Source organism: Cupriavidus alkaliphilus, assembly GCF_900094595.1.
Classification (GTDB): domain Bacteria; phylum Pseudomonadota; class Gammaproteobacteria; order Burkholderiales; family Burkholderiaceae; genus Cupriavidus; species Cupriavidus alkaliphilus.
In genome coordinates, this window is record NZ_FMAD01000004.1 from 532,381 (window position 1) to 549,486 (window position 17,106).

The following is a 17,106-nucleotide window of genomic DNA, read 5'->3' on the forward strand; positions in this document are numbered from 1 at the left end:
CCCGGAGCGGTTGACGCGGCGACGCCACGCGAGTGTTACCAATGCTTTCAGTGCGAGATTGCCGGATTTGCCAAGACAGCGGCGCCGCGCCTCGCTAGCCTTGCCCTTTTCTGCCCTTTCCGCTCCCGGAGCGGAAACGCCTGACCGCATGTCGCGCCCCCTGTCCACTGTCGCCTGGCTGCCCGCCATGGCCTTCGTCCTGATCTGGTCCACCGGCTTTATCGTCGGCAAGGCGATCGTGCCGCTGGCCGACACCAGCCTGTTCCTGCTGGGCCGCTTTGCCGTCGCCGGGCTGATGTTCGCGGCGTGGTCGCTGGCCGCGCGCGCGGCATGGCCGCCGCTGCGCGAAGCGCCGCGCCACCTGCTGGCCGGGGCGCTGATGCAGGGCCTCTACCTGTGCGCCGGCTACGGCGCCGTCGCCAGGGGCCTGCCGCCGGCGATCATGGCCCTGCTGGGCGCGCTGCAGCCGCTGCTGACCGCGCTGCTTGCCATCCCCCTGCTGAAAGAGCTACCTTCCAGGCGGACCTGGCACGGCCTGGCGCTGGGTGCGCTCGGCGTTGCACTGGTGGTCGCCCCTGCGTTGCAGGCCGGCCCGCACGGCGCGGCCAGTTCGGTATCGCCGGCGACGGTGTTGCTGGGCGTGCTGGCCATTGTCTCCATCACCATGGGAACCCTGTTGCAGAAAACCGCCATCGCCGCCTGTGACCTGCGCGCCAGCTCGGCGTGGCAGAACCTGGGCGCCATGCTGGTCGCCGCCGCGATGGTGGCGATCCAGGCAGCCAGCGCGCCGCTGCACTGGCACGGCGGCCCGGCTCTGTGGGCCGGGCTGGCCTGGGCCGCCATCGGCCTGTCCGGCGCCGGCACCTGGCTGCTGGTGAGCCTGGTGCGGCGCGGCCAGGCCGCCAATGCCGCGGCGCTGATGTTCCTGGCGCCACCGCTGGCGGCGGTTCAGGCCTGGCTGCTGTTCGGCGAGCGCCTCGGTGCAGTGCAGATATTTGGCATGGCGGTGGCAGGGGCCGGCGTCTGGCTGTGCCAGACCCGTGGCAGGATGCGGCATGCCGAAGCCCGCTGAAGCGCGCGCCGCGCCGCTGGTGGAGCACCGGCGCTACCGGCCGCAGCCGGAGGGCCACCAGCACGGCTACCACCAGCTGCTGTTCGGCCTGGCCGGCGCCTCCGAACTGGAGCTCGACGGCCATCTCTACCGCGTTAACGACCGCACCGGCCTGATCGTGCCGGCCGGCAGCCATCATGACTACATGGGCTACCAGGGGAACCTGCAGCTGGTCGCGGACTTCCCCGCGCAATCGGTGGCGCTGCCCGCGCGGCTGATGGCGCGTCCGCGCGCGTTCGCGCTGGAGGGCGCCTTTGGCAACCGGGTGCGGGCCCTGGCGGCGGGGCGCACGGCGTGCGCGGCACGCGCGCCGCAGGCAGACTGGCAGGTCGCGGCAACCCTGGCCGCGACGCTGGCCGACAGCCTCGGCATGCCCGCGGACCGCGATGTCTTTCCGCTGATGGCCGTCGATGCCTACCTGCGCGCCAACCTGGCCGCGCCGCTGCGCGTGCCGGAACTGGCCGCGCATTTCGGCTGGAGCGTGCGGCGCTTCCAGACCCTGTTCGCCGAGGCTTTCGGCGATACCCCGCACCGCTACCAGACCCGCCTCCGGCTGGATCGTGCGCTGCTGTGGCTGTCGAACTCCCGGCTGCCGCTGGCCGAGATCGCGCTGATGTCAGGCTATCCGGACCAGACCACGTTCACGCGCAGCTTCACGCGGCGCTTCGGGCTGCCGCCGGGGGCATGGCGGGCGGCCGCGCGCAGGTAACAACGAGGGTGCTGGCCGCCTTGCGCGACCGGATTACCGCGAGACAATATCCTTGCGCATCGGCCCCAGAATACCCAGCAACTCCTTCTGCTCGCGCGCCGGCACCTTGAACTTGTTGAGCGATTTCACCAGGTCGTCGACCAGCGCATCGAACTCGTCGTTGCTGATGGCCATGCCGGCATGGGCGGTTCTCATATCGCGTCCCGAATAGGTGCAGGGCCCGCCGGAACCCGCGCAGATCTGTTCGACCAGCCTGGTCTTCAGCCGCGGAATATTGGCATTGGCGAACTTGGCATTGATGCGCGTGTCGGTCGCCACGTTGCCGACAAAGTCGTCGACCACCGCGGTAATGGCCTGCATGCCGCCAAGCCGGTCATATAACGACGAAGTCGTGGCAGGCTTGGCACGATCCGGCGTTGCGCAACCGGCAAGCCCCAGCACCGCCGCCACAACAAAACCGCACAGAACAGGCGAGATACGCATGGCTGCCTCCTTCCTTAACCCGGTAGCTGCGGGATCGGAGCCAGTGCCGCGGCGCAAATTGCATTGACCGCATGCGGGGATAGCGCAGACAGCGCCGGCTTCGGCTGTTTCAGCATAGCAGGTTGGTTCCGCTTTGCTTTCCAGCCGATGACGGCATGGCGCTTTCGATACCAAACGGCTAGAGTCGGAGACGACAAGACACGGACGCGGCCATGCCCAAGCCCCAGATTCTTACCTATGTCGACGCCGGCGCGTCGGACTGGACCGCATGCCTGATGCGAACCATCGGCCATCAGCTGCCTGCAGGGGCCTATGAAATCCGCGCGGTGATGGCAAGCGAGATCCGGCACGACGCCACGCTGTTCGACGATGCGGTGATGTTCGTCATGCCGGGCGGCGCCGACCTGCCCTATTGCGCCTTGCTGAATGGCGCGCCGAACGCGCGCATCCGGCAATTTATCGAACAGGGCGGCGCCTACCTGGGGATATGCGCGGGCGCCTACTACGCATGCCGCGAACTGGCATTCCATGCCGGCACCCGCGGTGCAATCTGCGGCCCGCGCGAACTGCGGCTGGTGGATGCGGTGGCCGTCGGCTCGCTGCCAGAACTGACCGGCGGCAAGCTCTATGACGGCACCCCGCGCACCACGGCCGCGGTGGAACTGCGGACCACCGACAAGCTGACCGAAGTCCCGCTGTCGGTCTACACGCATTACCACGGCGGCTGCCGCTTCGACTTCGCCGACACCCCCGGCCCCGGGACCGAGGTCCTGGCCGTCTACGCGGGCATCCCCGGCACGCCGCCCGCCATCGTCAGCGCACAGGTCGGCAAGGGCCGCGCGCTGCTGAGCGGGGTCCACCTGGAGATTTCGGAGCGGGAGTGCAAGGATGCGTTGCGCGGACACAGCGATATGTCCGAATACCTCCACGTGTGCGACCGGCTGGCGCAAACGGGCGATGCGCGCCTGGCGGTGTTTCGGCGGTTGCTGGCGCAGGGTGGGCTGTCGCTTGGCTGAAAGGGCCGCAGCCTAGCGCGTCATCTTCCCCGCCGCATCCCCGGTAAAGTGATAAAGGTGCGTATTGTCCGGCGCCTCGCTGATGCCCTCGCCGCTCGGACGGAATTCGATATGGCGCTGGAATTTTTCGCTGTCGGCCCGGGCGTCGCGCTCGGCGGCCCGCAGCGCCCCGGCATAGGGCATGGGGTCCTTCGATGTCTCGATTTCCAGCAGCAAGGTCTGTTCGTTGACCCGCACGCTGTACTTGCCGAGATTGAACAGCAGGTACATCGCCAGCAGGTTGTCATAGTCCTGGTAAGCCCCGGCTTCGCGGCGAAAGTCGAGCGACAGCACCGAGGGAAAGCGGTCAGGCAGGTCCTTGAAGGCGATTTTTTCTTCCTCTTGCGGATCGACATAGGTCGAGCCGCGGTACTTCTTGTACAGCACCACGTCCATGCCATAGCTGCGCTGGCCCCATTCCCGGATCAGCTTCATCGCCATCTCGGTCGGGATATTGGCGGTGGCTGCCGCGACCATGCGCTGCCCTGAAAACAGCGTCGCGCCGGTCACTGCCAGGTCGCGGTAGCCGGCGCCATACTTGAAAGCGGCGCCGATGGTCTTGGCGCAGTTCAGGCGCAGGTAGTCGTAGCGGATCGGCCCGTGGTGATATTCGGTATTGCTGCGTTGCTGGTGATAGTCGTCGTTGATGCGGCGGAAATAAGCGGCCAGCGCCGCCTTGTCCGCCGCCGGCACGCCATAGACCCGCACCCCGATGACCGAGCGCTTGTAGATTTCGCCGAAGTCGAGCCCGAACGATGCGGTATCGGCGACCGTGGATACGGTCTTGAACAGATATTCCTGCTTGGGGATAGCGATCATCAGATCGGTGGTGTAGCGGCCGCCAGCGTGGGCGGGGTCGCGGTCCGCGTAGAAGTTGGCCGAGTACACCCGCTCTTCGCCCGCCGCATCATCGCGCAGTGCCAGCGCGATATGGCCGGCGGATCCGCCCTTGGAGGTGCCGAAGCTGATCAGCAGCTCCAGGTCATACGGGTCTTCGCGCAGCCGTGACGCGATCTGATCGAGGTTGGCGGGCTCCGGCCCGCCCTTGCTGCCGAATTCGCTGGCCAGCGCCAACCGCGGCAAGAGCAACACCATCGCGACAAACCACAGCACCGACCGCATTCTCATTATTTCCCCCGATTCTGGACGTCCCAGGGCATGACCATGACATGCCGACGATACCATGCTGCCCATCGCCACGGCCCACCCCTGCCCCGGCGATCCGGTACAATGCCCTGCTTTCGAGGACGACCTCGCCCGCACCGGGTATGAATGTCCGGGACGGCCCGGCTCTTGATCAAGGAGCCATCATGGCTTGGATATATCTCGTCATCGCCGGAGTGCTCGAGGTGCTTTGGGCATACTCCATGAAGCTGTCCGAAGGCTTTTCGCGCCCCGGCTACTCGGCCATCACCATCGTGGCCATGATTGCCAGCTTCGCCCTGCTATCCCTGTCAATGAAAACCCTGCCGCTCGGCACGGCCTACACCATCTGGACCGGCATCGGCGCCGTGGGCGCGTTCCTGGTGGGGCTGTTCGTGCTGGGCGAACCGGCCAGCGCGCCCAGGATCCTGGCGGCGGGACTGATTGTCAGCGGACTCGTGATGATGAAAATGACCTCCTGACGGTCCGGCATCGGGCCCGCCTTGCCGAAGCGGGCGGACCAGCTTGCGATTCCGCCCCTCGATTGCCGGCGCGGTCGGCGCCGGCGCATCCGGGGTGTCCTCAGAACGCCTTGCTCAGCTCCAGCCCGCCATAGAAGGCACGCGGCTCGCCCGCTGTCTTCTTGGCGCCGCCGAAGAATCCCAGGTTCACGCCCTTGCCGATGGCAATACCGGTCACGACCAGGCCACCTTGCGTGGCGTGGTAGAACGGGTCGCCGTGCTTGATGAATTCCACGCCTGCCCAGGCCTCGCCAAAGACCTTGTAGAGCAGGCGGCCGCGCGCCCAGTAGGCCTTGGGTCCAAAGTTGTAGCTGGCGATGCCGTTGACTGCCCAGTTCCGCGCAAATTCCTGTTGCCCCAGCACGGTCAGCGCGACACCCCATTCGCCGCCGTCGGACCGGTTGTCCGCGCCCTCGGGCGATACCCGGTTGTAGCGGTAGCGAGCCCCGACCGAGGCCTCGGCCCAGCCGGTTGCCCAGCCCTTCTGCACGCCCAGCGCAGCCTCGGCGGACTGGCCGTTTACCGACACGGTGGTACCGTTCGCACCATACTTGTAGTGGTAATCGCTGACCACGAGCTTCTGCGTCAGGAATGGCACAGGCAGGAGATTGCCGGTAATGCCGGCGTATTCGCTGCGCTCGCCGCCGCCGGCAAGGCTTGCGCCGCCGAACAGAAAGGGGCCCGCGGCCGCCGGCAGCGAGGCCAGCAGCAGGGCCAGCGGCAATAAGCCGCCGCGGAGGATCGCTGCAAGCCGCCGGCACGCTGCGCCATGGCCTCTGTACGCCATCATGAAGTTTCCCAGGTTAAGCCGCGCTATGCGGTGCAATGTTGTACAGGTGGAAGTCACCGGTCGGCGTGGTCACCCGCCCCGTTGGCGTGAGGCGGATGGCCTGTTCATGGGCGGCGCCCGCGTGGACGGCCTGCGGCTGGCGCAGGGTGGCACCGGCATTCAGGTCCAGTTCGATGCTGCTGAACAGCAGCGGTGCCGCGCCTTCGATAGTGGCGATGGCAACCGGCAGCATATCGACGCGCAACGGCTGCATCAGTAACGCCGCGGCCCAGATATACGCGGCCGAGGACCGGCCCTCGTCACGCCGGAGTATCTCGGCAAGACGCGTCAGCGGCGGCGTTTCTGTCTCGCGCAGCGCACCCATTTCCAGCTGGAGCCGGCTGCCGAACAGGAATGTTTCCAGCGCGCCGGTGTTGCCATCCGCCGTCCAGTTGAAGCGCAGGCCGACCGACATGCCGTGGGAGACGCCGGGCCGCGACGCCTTGACGAAGGTGGCGATCGCGGTGTCGCGGACAATGAGGTTGGGCAGATGCACCGCAACGCCGACCACGTCGCCCAGCGCCAGGCCCGGCATCGCTTCGCCCAGGTACAGCGCGCCGTTCGGTGACAGGTCGGCGGTCAGTCCGAGATACGTCTTGTCGTTGACGGTCAGCGTGGTCGGCACGCGCAGCGGAAAGCGGTATTCGGTGCGGCGGTTGCGCGAGTGCTTGTGGGCATAGGCCGCCACCGCAATGGCGCACCCAAGTGTCATCACCGTCCAGAAGAGCGTCACAAGGCCCGCGCCAAGCGCGAGGCTGCCCGTGTAAATGCGATACAGGCCGACCGGTATGCTCGCGGCGGCCAGGCCGCAGAGCACCAGCAACGGCGACAGCCATAGCCACATCTTGCCGGTCTGGGACATCTGCTTGTCGGTGACGGCAAACGGAATATTCTTGCGGAACAGGCCGACACTGGTCGACATGAAGGCAAAGAACCGTGCCATGGCGTACTGCTCGCTCAGGAACAGCGAGTTGTAGCCGCGCCCGAGTTCCAGGTGGACCAGGATCGAAAGCAGGTAATAGAGGCAGAACAGCAGCAGGAACGTGTTCAGCGGCGAGATGATCGGCAGTACGCCGGTCAGGAACACCACGGGCGGCGTCAGGAAGAAGACCAGCTTCTGCCAGCCTTCGAAGAAGAACAGTGCCGAGGCCAGATAATTGAGGCGCTGCCCGATGGTGAGCCCGCGCGCGAACAGGATGTTCTCCCGCCGGAATACCTGCATCGATCCCATGCCCCAGCGCATGCGCTGCTTCAGGTAGGTATCGATGCTGTGCGGCGCAAGGCCGAACGCCAGCGACTCGGCGTGGTACACGGACTGGTAGCCGAGCTTGTGCATGCGGATCGCGGTGTGCACGTCCTCGGTCACGGTTTCCGTCGCAAAGCCGCCGATCCGTGCCACCGCGGCGCGCCGGATCACGGCACAACTGCCGCAGAAGAAGGCGGCATTGAGCGCATCCTTGCCGCGCTGGATTACCTTGAAGAACAGCGCCTGTTCATCCCACACCCGCTTCTTGCCCAGCCGGTGGTTGAAGGAGTCGATGTTGAAGAAGTCCTGCGGTGTCTGCACGAATGCGACCCGCTCGTTGCGGAAATAACCCAGCGTCCTGACCAGGAAATCCTTGCGCGGCGCGTGGTCGGCGTCAAAGATCGCAATGAATTCGCCGGTGCTGTGCAGCAGCGCGTGATTCAGGTTGCCGGCCTTGGCGTGGGCGTTGTCGCCACGCGCGAGATAGCGGCAACCCAGCTCCTGCGCGAGCGCCCGCATCGATTCCCGGCGGCCGTCGTCAAGCAGCCAGGTGGCATGCGGATAATCCATGCGTATCACCGCCAGCAGCGTACGGCGAATCAGCTCGACCGACTCGTTATAGGTCGGCACGAAAACATCGACGCTCAGGCCCGGTTCAGGCGGCGGTGCCTCCCGCACCGAAAGCCGGTACGTCATCAGCACAAAGAGCAGGCCACTGATATAGCCGTAGACTTCCGCCGCATAGAGCGGGAAGGAAAACAGCGGCGCCGCGACATTGATCGTGTCGACGCGCCAGGCGAGGTACGCCAATCCCACCAGCACGTACGCAACCACAAGCAACCTGATGGACCGACCGGGCTGTTCTGTTGTCATGCTTTCGTTCTGTGCTGGCGTTATTCTTCTTTGGTCACCACGCCGGATGCTCTGGCCATGCCGGGTCGTCGTGAGAACGGGACCCGCAGCGCAAGGCCGCGCCGTCATCCGGATACAGCATAGAGGGATTTGGCGCGTTCTGTAAGTAGGGTGCGGACAGCCGGCAGGGTATCCGTGTAGCGCACGCTGCAGCGTGCGGGGATTTAAAAGACGCTAATCTCAGAGTTCAGTGTCCACGCGGTTTGCGTGCGCACAAGTCGCGACTGGCGAATGCCGCCGTCACGCGGCCACCCTGCGCCTGCTGCACCAGCAATCCAGCCGCGCGGACGCCGAGTTCATCGACATCAATTGCGCGGCAATGGCGGGCCAGCTGCTGCAGTCCGAGTTGTTCGGCCAGAACGCGGAGCGTTCACCGACGCGATAGGCAAGCAGGAAGGGCTGATCAAGGCCGGCAATGGCGGCACCTTGTGCCTGGATGCAGTGCGGGAGCTCGACCTGGGAATGCCGTGCCGGCCGACCGGGGCCCTGCACCGCCGCGCTTCCGGGGGTAGAATCTGCGGCTCACACCGAAGAGGGCCGTCCAATCCGCATGCCGGCTGAATGGCGGGCCTTCTGTCGTTTCGGAGGTCCCCTTGCTGCGCGCGTTCGAACGTCTGCTTGATCCATTCCCGCCCGACGAGGCACCGCCGCCGCCCAAGGGCCTGGCGGCCTTCCTGTGGGCCTGCACCCGCGGCACACGCCGATACTTCGTCGCGCTGGCGCTGCTGAGTGCCGGCGTGTCGATCTACGAAGCGTGGCTGTTCTCCTTCCTCGGCCAAGTGGTGGATCTGCTGGCGGCGTGGCAGGGTAACCGGCAAGCTTCGGCACAGGAGCAACGCGTGCTGTGGGGGATCGGCATCGTGCTGGTCACCAGCATCGGCCTGGTGGCGCTGCGCACCATGGTGCAGCACCAGGTGCTGGCGATCAACCTGCCACTGCGGCTGCGCTGGGATTTCCACCGGCTGATGCTCAGGCAGAGCCTGTCGTTTTTCTCCGACGAGTTCGCCGGACGGGTCACAACCAAGGTCATGCAGACCGCGCTGGCCGTGCGCGAGGTGCTGTTCACCTTCATCGAGATCGTGCTCGCCATCGGCGTGTACTTCATCACCATCATCGCGCTGGCGGGCGGCTTCGATTTCCGGCTGATGCTGCCCTTCATCGGCTGGATCGTGCTGTTCGGCCTGGCCATGCTGTACTTCGTGCCGCGCCTGGGCAAGGTCGGGCAGGAGCAGGCGCACGCCCGCTCGTCTATGACCGGGCGCGTCACCGACGCCTACACCAACATCACCACCGTCAAGCTGTTCTCGCACACCCGGCGCGAGGCCCACTTCGCGCGCGCGGCGATGGAGGATTTCAAGGAAACCGGGTTCCGGCAGATGCGCCTCGTCAGCCAGTTCGAGGTCGTCAACCAGGCCCTGGTGGTGGGATTGATCCTCGGGGCGGGCGGCTATGCGCTGTGGCTGTGGCATGGGGCCGAGATCGGCACCGGCGCGGTGGCCGCGGTTACCGCCATGGCGCTGCGCATCAACGGCATGTCGCACTGGATCATGTGGCAGATGGCCTCGTTGTTCGAGAACATCGGCACGGTGCAGGACGGTATTGCCACGCTCACGCACGTGGCCAAGGTGCAGGACGCGCCCGGCGCGCCCGCGCTGCAGATCCGGCGCGGCGAAGTGGAATTCGACCAGGTCCGCTTCAACTACAACGGAGAACGCCAGGTGCTCGACGGCCTCAGCCTGACCGTGCGTCCGGGCGAGAAGATCGGGCTGGTGGGCCGCTCCGGCGCGGGCAAGTCCACGCTGATCAACCTGCTGCTGCGTTTCTACGACGTGGACAGCGGCCGCATCCGCATCGACGGGCAGGACATCGCCAGGGTGACGCAGGACAGCCTGCGCGGCGCCATCGGCATGGTCACGCAGGACACCTCGCTGCTGCATCGCTCGATCCGCGACAACATCGCCTACGGCCGCCCCAACGCCACCGATGCCGAGATCCGCAACGCCGCCGTGCACGCCCAGGCCGATGACTTCATCCGCCAGCTGAGCGACCAGCACGGCCACACCGGCTACGACACGCTGGTCGGCGAACGCGGCGTCAAGCTCTCGGGCGGCCAGCGCCAGCGCATCGCGATTGCCCGCGTGATGCTCAAGAACGCGCCGATCCTGCTGCTGGATGAAGCCACCAGCGCGCTGGATTCCGAAGTCGAGGCCGCCATCCAGGAAAGCCTGGACGAAATGATGGAAGGCAAGACCGTGATCGCGATCGCCCACCGCCTCTCCACCATCGCCGCCATGGACCGCCTGATCGTGATGGACCAGGGGCGCATCATCGAGCAGGGCACGCACGCCGAATTGCTGGCGAAGAACGGCACCTATGCGCGACTGTGGCGGCACCAGAGCGGCGGCTTCCTGGGTGAAGAGCAGGACGAGGTGTCCGAATCGGTTCAGTAGCCGGCGGGCGACTGGCGGGAGCGTATCCCGGCTAGGCGGCGATCGCCCGGCGCTCTTCTTCGTCGAGCACGGGCCCGTCGAGCGTCACGCGCGAAGGGTCGGTGCGGAATTTCCGGATGACGCCAGGCCGTTTGCAGTCAGCCATGTCAGGTCAGCGCGATCCCGCCATCGACGCGCAGGTTCACGCCGGTGATGAAGCTGCCTTCCCCACTGGTCAGCATCAGTGCCGCAGAGGCAATCTCGTCGGCACGCCCAAGGCGACCAAGCGGAATGGCACTTGCCACGCCTGCCTCGAAGGCTGGCCTGTCACCCTCGGCAACGCCGAGCTTGGACAAGATCGGCGTATCGATGGGACCCGGGCTGATTACGTTCACCCGGATGCCACGCGCCTTGAACTCGAGCGCCCAGCTCTGCGCAAACGCTTCAATCGCCGCCTTGGTACCTGCATAGACGGCGTGTCCATCGAGCACCTTGGCGCTGGCAATCGAACTGACAAGGAGGATGGAGCCGCCGTCGCGTAACACCGGCACGATCTTCTGCACGCCGAAGAACACACCTCGCGTGTTGGTGGCGAACTGTGCGTCGTATTCGTCGATGCCGACCTGGCCGGACGGCCTGATCTGGTTTATGCCCGCGTTGGCTACGTAGATGTCGGCCCCGCCAAACCGCGTGGTGACCGCCGCCGCCACACGATCATGCGTGGACAGATCGGCGATATCGCCTGTCATGCCCATCGCCCGCGGCCCCAGTTCGGCTACCGCCGCGTCAACGGCGTCACTACGCCGGCCAACGATGACCACCTGGGCCCCCTCGTTGACGAACCGCCTTGCCATCGCCAATCCTATGCCGCTGTTGCCACCCGTAATGACCGCGACCTTTCCTTCAAGCTTGCTCATCGTGTACCTCGACATTCCTGTTGGATGAGGTTGAATCTAAAGGATCCGTCGCAAGCGGGGCAGCCCTACAATGGACGCATTACTTGTGCCAAATTGTCTTCTATGTCGATAGAACGTCTCCATGGCCTTTCAGCCTTTGTCCGTGCGGTGGAAGCGGGTTCGTTCACCGGTGCCGCCAGGCTCCTCGGCACTACGCCTTCGGCCATTTCGAAGAGCGTGTCGCGACTTGAAGCCAGGTTAGGCGTGAAGCTCTTTCACCGATCCACCCGCGCCTTCGCATTGACCGACGAAGGGACCGTCTTCTACCGACGCGTCGCGCCGCTGGTACGGGGACTCGAAGAAGCAAGCGAGGGGTTGGTCGCGCCGTCGGAGATGGCGGTGGCAGGTCATCTTCGCATCAGCATGCCGGGCGATCTTGGCACTACATTGCTGGCCGCGATCGCGGCGAAACTGATGCCGCGCCATCCGCGTCTGTCGCTGGACGTCAGCTTCAGCGACCAGCACGCCGATCTGATCCGCGAGGGGTTCGACGTGGCCTTTCGCGCCGGCCACGCAACTGACAGCGGCCTGCATGCACGGCACCTGACAAACCTTCCTCTGGTGCTGGTGGCGTCGCCTGCATACCTGGAAAGTTACGGGGAGCCTCGCACGGCGGCGGACCTGCTGCACCATCGCCATGTGCGTTACCGGCTGGCCGGACAAGTCATGCCAGTCACGCTTGCCGACGGCACGCGGCTGCAGACAAAGGGATCGTTCGATGCCGACAATGGCGCTGCGATGCGCACGGCAGCGCTCAACGGCCTCGGTATCGCGCAACTGCTGCAGCTCGCCGTGCAGGCTGACCTCGATGCCGGCCGGCTGCAGCGCGTAATGCCCGCCCTGGCGCTACTCGCGGTACCGCTGCAGGTGCTGCACGGATTCGGTCGACGTATCCCAGCGCGCGTACGCGTACTGGTGGACTTTGTCGCAACGGAGCTTGCCGGCCAGTCCGAACGCCGGGCAGACTCTGCCCGTCAATAGGCAGCTATCCATTGGGGGATGTCGGCTGGGAAGACCTGGTTGCGCTGGCCAGGACTGCCAGGGCGTAGTGCAGTCAGTCGATCACGCTCACGATGCTGTGAATGCCCCCGCGAGCCATCTTGGCGTAAGGGCAAAGACGCTCGGTGTTGCGTACCAGTTCCTCGGCCTGGCGGCGCTCCACGCCCGGCATGCGGACGCGAATTTCGGCAATCAGCGCGTAGCCCCCATCAACGGGATCGCGGCCGAAAGACACCTCGACCGCCACCGTAGCCCGGGTCGTGTCGACCTGCGCGCGCTGGGCAAGAAGACTCAGTGCCCCGTGAAAGCAGGCGGCATAGCCTGCCGCGAAAAGCTGCTCCGGATTGGTGCCGCTGCCGGGCCCGCCCATCGCCGCAGGCAGGCGCAACTCGAGGATAAGATTGCCATCGTCGGACCTTGCCACGCCGGACGCCCGGCCATGCGCGGCCTCGCCTCCGGACACCGTGACGGTCGTGGTGTACAGCGCCAAGAATCCCTGTCCCCGATATCTGTCGAGCAAGGTCAATGGCGGAGGCTGCAACCGCTCGCTATCCATCATCGTCTCCGCCTATTTTGTCTGACGCATCCCTTCCCGCAGTGGATGTGTCCAAGCCGTGCCTTGCCTTCCGGCACAAGCGTGCCTTCCTGACGTGCTGCCGAAGCAGAGCGCCGCCGGATCTGCCACGATGGCGCGCTTGTCGCCGGTCGCCTGCAGGTAGCGCTGCACGAGGTCGCTCAGGCGGAAGCGTTCGGGGACGGCGATGTCGACCATGCCATGATCGGGGCCACCAGTGCGGCATCGGCTACAGCTAGAGCCTTGCCACAGTACGTGCATGCTACGTGTGGCCGTGGGCCGGCACCAGACCGGTGCGTGGCCCACGGTGTTTCCTTTTTCGCATCAATCAGATCCGGGAGCGTGGCGAGCGATCCTAGCGGTTGACCTTCAGCCGGTACTCACTTGGAGACATTCCAAAGTGGCGCTGGAACGCCACGCGCATCCGCTCTTCGCTGCCGAAACCGCACTCGCGCGCGATGACGTCGATGGGCCGGCCCGGATCCTGCAACTGCCGCCGCGCCGCTTCGAGCCTGAAATGCTCCACGCCCTTGGCCGGCGTGCGCCCCGTCTTTTCCTTGTATATGCGCGCGAAATTACGCGGACTCATGCCGACGTAGTCGGCAAGCTGTTCGACGGACAACTCCTGCGTGGAGAGGCTCTGCAGGATCCACAAATGCAGCGACTCAAACACTGGCACCTGCCGGCTCTGGGAGATCAGGATCTCGCTCAACTGCGGCTGGGCCCCGGGGCGTTTCATGTAAACCGCCAGTTCCTTGGCGGAATTGAGCGCGACCTCGTGTCCGTAGTCGGCTTCCACCATCGCCAGGGCCAGGTCGATGCCGGTGGTCACCCCGGCCGACGTCCAGAGGTTCTGCTGCTGCACGAAGATCGCATCGGGATCGAGGTCTACGGTGGGGAACAATTCGCGGAACCGGTCCAGCATGGCCCAGTGCGTGGTGGCGCGCTTGCCGTCCAGCAAGCCCGCGAATGCCAGCAGGAATGCGCCGCTGCACACAGAGGCCATGCGCCGGATCTTGCCCGACGCCGTCCCCAGCCAGTCGATCAGCGCCGTCTCGTTCTTCGCCACCTCAAGGATCGTGGGTGACCCCGGTACGATCACGGTGTCGACGAGCCGCAGGTCGAACGACGCCAGGGACACCGAACTCATTGCGGTGCCCTCCACCGTTGCAACCATTCCACCGGAGAAGCTGGTGGTGTGGCACCGGTAACCCGCCATCCCGCGCGCCCGCGCGTAGTTGGAGGCGGCCCAGAACACGGTCTGGGGTCCGGCGAGATCGAGCAGGCTGACATCGGGATACGCCACGAACAGGATGTTGCGCGGCATGTCTTCAATGTTCTCTGAGGCGGGGAGTGACTGATGTTGAACCATAAGAGGAATCGCGGGCATCGAGCGATGCTATGTCAATAGGGCAATCCCGCGCAAGCCTGTGCCCCAACCGTAACAGGACGGCCAGCGGGCGCTGCTGCACGACGGCAATCTCCCCGGTACATCCCTGTCGCCCGACGGGCTCGGGTATTGATAGTGCTGTCATCATCGGCTTCCGTATGTCACATCCAGTGGCATCGCACGACTCTCAGGCATCGGCCAGGCGTCCCGCGCCGGTCAGCTCGGCGGGCGTCGTCGCGACAGGGCAATGTGGCGGCGAGTCTAGTGCGCGCGTGGGTGCGTCACAAGAGGGTCCGGAGCGCAGCGCCGTTTCCCGGAATGCACCAATGCCGGATGACATTCTCATGACGTGGTCCGGACGGCTGGCAGTCTGGCAGAAAAACTGGGAGCGCTGTCATTTACGGTCTATTAAGCGCTCATTACCATGGCAGACACGCCATGGCAGATACGCCAAATGATCATACATTTGGCCGCCGACATGCACGACGCCGTCGTGGCGGTCGGCGACCGTAGCTGCGGCTTTGTTGGCGACGCCGTGCTACCCCTGTTCGATGCGTTCTATGCGATCAGGGATGAAGGGATGGGGATGAGACGGGCAATCTGCCAGTGCATCGTGAACGGCCACGGCGGCGGCATCCCGTGCGGAATGCCGCCCCTGTGGCGGCGCACGCTTTGCCGTGCGCCTGCCCCGCCAGGCTCCGGCGGCCGTTGAGCGCCGCTCGCAAGAAAGCCGACACCAGGCAGCGCAATGCATTGGGGGAAGAACACATGGAATCGACGCAACAGGCGGACGTATTGGACCGCAATTTCCGGATCGGCCAGCCGAATCGCGCTGACGCGCTGTCGACAAGCTTTGCCGCGAGCTACGCGGGGATCATGGCATTCATGGCCGTGGCCAGCGAAGGCAGCTTCGCCAAAGCCGGCGAGCGCCTGGGCATCGGACGGTCAGCCGTGAGCCGCAACGTGCAAAAGCTGGAAACACAGTTGAGCACCCGACTCTTCCTGCGCACCACACGCGCGACACAGCTCACGCGCGAAGGTCAGCGCTTCTTCGAGAACTGCCACAAGGGCGTCACGCATATCGTAGAAGCCATGAACGACATGCTGGAGTTGCGCGAGGGCCCCCCGCGTGGCCAGCTGCGCATCAGTGCCACCGTGGGTTTTGGCCGAAAGGTCGTGGCACCGTTGCTCGACAGCTTCGTCAAAGCCTATCCGGACATTGCCATCGACCTGCTGCTGGATGACCGGCCGACGGACTTCGCATCGGCGCAGATCGATGTCGCATTTCGCAATGGGCGGATCGAGGATTCCAGCATCATCGCCAAGCAACTGATCCCGATGCAGATGGCACTGTGCGCGGCGCCGTCGTATGTAGCGCGGCACGGACTGCCGGAGACACTGGACGACCTCGCACACCACGAATGCATCAACTTCCGCTTCTCCAGCGGACGCATCTTCGAATGGGAGTTCAAGGTCGACGGCATCGTACGCAAGGTCCTGCCCAAGGCGCGTATGACATTCAACGATGCGGACCTCGTGCTGCACGCAGTGCTGCAAGGATGGGGGATCGCACAAATGGCAGGCTACCAGATCCGGGATCATGTCGCAAACCATGAACTCGGAATCGCCTTGGCACGGCACGCGCCAGACGATCGCGGCCACTATATCTGCTACCTGAGCCGCCAGCACCTTCCCACGCGTATACGCGTGTTTATCGACTTCATGACTGCCCAGATCCGCGCTCTCGGTATCGACTTCATGACGAATTTCAACGGCGAAACCTTCGAACCGCTTTCAGCGCCCTCACCGACAATTCGCATGACGGGAGCAGCGGCATGAGCATGATGGCCTGGATCTGCGCGACCGGCGCGATTCTGCTCTGGGCGTCGTTCGCCACGCTGGTGTCGTACGCGCCAGACTTGCCGCCGCTGCTGCTCACCGGGCTGGCACTTTCGGCGGGAAGCCTCACCTGCCTGCATCGCGTGCGCGCCTGGCGCGTGCCGTTTCGCACGCTCGCATTCGGCGTGGGGTGCCTGTTCATCTATAACGCCGGCCTCGTCATGGCCTTCCGGTTGGCACCGATCGTCGAGGCGAACCTCATCAACTATCTGTGGCCGCTGATCCTGGTATTGCTGGGCACAACGGCCTGGCGCGGAACAGAAGGCGCGGCCAGGCTGCTTGGCGCCCTGCTGGCCTTTGCCGGCTGCGTCATTGCCATCACCTCCGGCTCGGGCGCAGTGGCGTTCAGCAGCGACCACGCCACCGGCTATGCCCTCGCATTGCTCGCAGCCTTCGTATGGGCCGTCTATTCGCTGGGCACGCGCTGGTTGCCTCCGTTTTCATCGTGGGCGACCGGCGGCTTCTGCCTGGGCGCCGGCTTACTGGCCCTCGCCAGCCACCTTGCATTCGAACCACGCACCGCAATCTCCGCCGCCGACATGGGCTGGGTATTGGCGATCGGCCTGGGACCGCTCGGCGTCGCCTTCGTGCTTTGGGACGTTGCCATGCGCGGCGGCAATGCCGCTCAGGTCGGCATTCTCGGCTACGCCACGCCCGTACTGTCGATGCTCTGCCTGGCTTTGGCCGGCCGGGTGACGGAGCGAGACTGGTCGACAGTCTTCCTGGCCAGCATACTTATCGTGGCAGGAATCGCCATCGCGGCCAAGGGACCTGAGGCATTGCGGTACAGGACGAGCGCGCGTCGATGCGAGCTCTGATGTGGGTGACAATGTATTGATGCCATCGATCA

The 17,106-nt window shown here is 65.3% G+C and carries 16 protein-coding genes and 1 pseudogene; 9 read left to right on the plus strand and 8 right to left on the minus strand.

Features of this window, described 5'->3' with window-relative positions; all coding sequences use genetic code 11:
• Window positions 1-148 precede the first annotated feature (148 nt).
• Window positions 149-1,072: a DMT family transporter gene (locus GA0116996_RS11730; protein WP_092311065.1), complete on the plus strand. Its 924-nt coding sequence runs from the start codon at window positions 149-151 to the stop codon at window positions 1,070-1,072.
• Complete coding sequence (locus GA0116996_RS11735; protein WP_092311068.1) at window positions 1,056-1,820, plus strand: helix-turn-helix transcriptional regulator; 765 nt, start codon at window positions 1,056-1,058, stop codon at window positions 1,818-1,820. The genes GA0116996_RS11730 and GA0116996_RS11735 overlap by 17 nt, the downstream gene beginning before the upstream one ends.
• A gap of 33 nt (window positions 1,821-1,853) precedes the next feature.
• Here the strand turns inward: GA0116996_RS11735 and GA0116996_RS11740 are convergent, their stop codons facing one another.
• A complete protein-coding gene (locus GA0116996_RS11740) occupies window positions 1,854-2,303 on the minus strand; it encodes a group I truncated hemoglobin (RefSeq protein WP_092311071.1) in 450 nt (149 codons plus the stop codon).
• A 212-nt stretch (window positions 2,304-2,515) separates the two neighbouring features.
• On the opposite strand from GA0116996_RS11740, the gene GA0116996_RS11745 reads away from it, so the two are divergent.
• The gene (locus GA0116996_RS11745; RefSeq protein WP_092311073.1) at window positions 2,516-3,319 is read left to right on the plus strand and encodes a BPL-N domain-containing protein; all 804 of its coding nucleotides are present in this window, start codon (window positions 2,516-2,518) and stop codon (window positions 3,317-3,319) included.
• Window positions 3,320-3,331: 12 nt separating this feature from the next.
• Here GA0116996_RS11745 and GA0116996_RS11750 read toward each other — a convergent pair whose 3' ends face one another.
• Complete coding sequence (locus GA0116996_RS11750) at window positions 3,332-4,486, minus strand: hypothetical protein (RefSeq protein WP_244159820.1); 1,155 nt, start codon at window positions 4,484-4,486, stop codon at window positions 3,332-3,334.
• A gap of 182 nt (window positions 4,487-4,668) precedes the next feature.
• Between GA0116996_RS11750 and GA0116996_RS11755 the strand changes: the two genes are divergently transcribed.
• Window positions 4,669-4,983, plus strand: coding sequence for a DMT family transporter (locus GA0116996_RS11755; protein WP_092311079.1), 315 nt, complete (start codon window positions 4,669-4,671; stop codon window positions 4,981-4,983).
• Window positions 4,984-5,083: 100 nt separating this feature from the next.
• Here GA0116996_RS11755 and bcsS read toward each other — a convergent pair whose 3' ends face one another.
• Together bcsS and GA0116996_RS11765 are read right to left on the minus strand one after the other, a co-directional pair.
• Window positions 5,084-5,809, minus strand: coding sequence for a cellulose biosynthesis protein BcsS (bcsS, locus tag GA0116996_RS11760; protein WP_244159834.1), 726 nt, complete (start codon window positions 5,807-5,809; stop codon window positions 5,084-5,086).
• Window positions 5,810-5,825: 16 nt separating this feature from the next.
• Entirely contained in the window at window positions 5,826-7,970 is a 2,145-nt protein-coding gene (locus GA0116996_RS11765; protein ID WP_092311082.1) for a glycosyltransferase, read from the minus strand.
• 229 nt (window positions 7,971-8,199) lie between these two features.
• On the opposite strand from GA0116996_RS11765, the pseudogene GA0116996_RS28545 reads away from it, so the two are divergent.
• Window positions 8,200-8,570, plus strand: a pseudogene (locus GA0116996_RS28545) (sigma 54-interacting transcriptional regulator).
• Between the two features lie 32 nt (window positions 8,571-8,602).
• Window positions 8,603-10,459, plus strand: a complete 1,857-nt coding sequence (locus GA0116996_RS11775; RefSeq protein WP_092311085.1) for an ABC transporter ATP-binding protein — start codon at window positions 8,603-8,605, stop codon at window positions 10,457-10,459.
• Between the two features lie 146 nt (window positions 10,460-10,605).
• Here the strand turns inward: GA0116996_RS11775 and GA0116996_RS11780 are convergent, their stop codons facing one another.
• Entirely contained in the window at window positions 10,606-11,355 is a 750-nt protein-coding gene (locus GA0116996_RS11780; protein ID WP_092311252.1) for an SDR family NAD(P)-dependent oxidoreductase, read from the minus strand.
• A gap of 102 nt (window positions 11,356-11,457) precedes the next feature.
• Here GA0116996_RS11780 and GA0116996_RS11785 point away from each other — a divergent pair, with 102 nt between their 5' ends.
• Window positions 11,458-12,375: a LysR family transcriptional regulator gene (locus GA0116996_RS11785; protein ID WP_092311088.1), complete on the plus strand. Its 918-nt coding sequence runs from the start codon at window positions 11,458-11,460 to the stop codon at window positions 12,373-12,375.
• 73 nt (window positions 12,376-12,448) lie between these two features.
• Here the strand turns inward: GA0116996_RS11785 and GA0116996_RS11790 are convergent, their stop codons facing one another.
• The 3 genes from GA0116996_RS11790 to GA0116996_RS11795 form a co-directional block, all read right to left on the minus strand.
• Window positions 12,449-12,949, minus strand: a complete 501-nt coding sequence (locus tag GA0116996_RS11790; protein ID WP_092311091.1) for an Ohr family peroxiredoxin — start codon at window positions 12,947-12,949, stop codon at window positions 12,449-12,451.
• A gap of 12 nt (window positions 12,950-12,961) precedes the next feature.
• Window positions 12,962-13,165, minus strand: coding sequence for a hypothetical protein (locus GA0116996_RS27985; protein ID WP_133250550.1), 204 nt, complete (start codon window positions 13,163-13,165; stop codon window positions 12,962-12,964).
• 157 nt (window positions 13,166-13,322) lie between these two features.
• Entirely contained in the window at window positions 13,323-14,294 is a 972-nt protein-coding gene (locus GA0116996_RS11795; RefSeq protein ID WP_244159824.1) for a GlxA family transcriptional regulator, read from the minus strand.
• A gap of 831 nt (window positions 14,295-15,125) precedes the next feature.
• Here GA0116996_RS11795 and GA0116996_RS11805 point away from each other — a divergent pair.
• On the plus strand, window positions 15,126-16,196 hold the full coding sequence (locus GA0116996_RS11805) for a LysR family transcriptional regulator (RefSeq protein ID WP_092311097.1): 1,071 nt from the start codon (window positions 15,126-15,128) through the stop codon (window positions 16,194-16,196).
• On the plus strand, window positions 16,193-17,074 hold the full coding sequence (locus tag GA0116996_RS11810; protein ID WP_092311100.1) for a DMT family transporter: 882 nt from the start codon (window positions 16,193-16,195) through the stop codon (window positions 17,072-17,074). Before GA0116996_RS11805 ends, GA0116996_RS11810 begins: the two co-directional genes overlap by 4 nt.
• The last annotated feature ends 32 nt before the right edge of the window (window positions 17,075-17,106 follow it).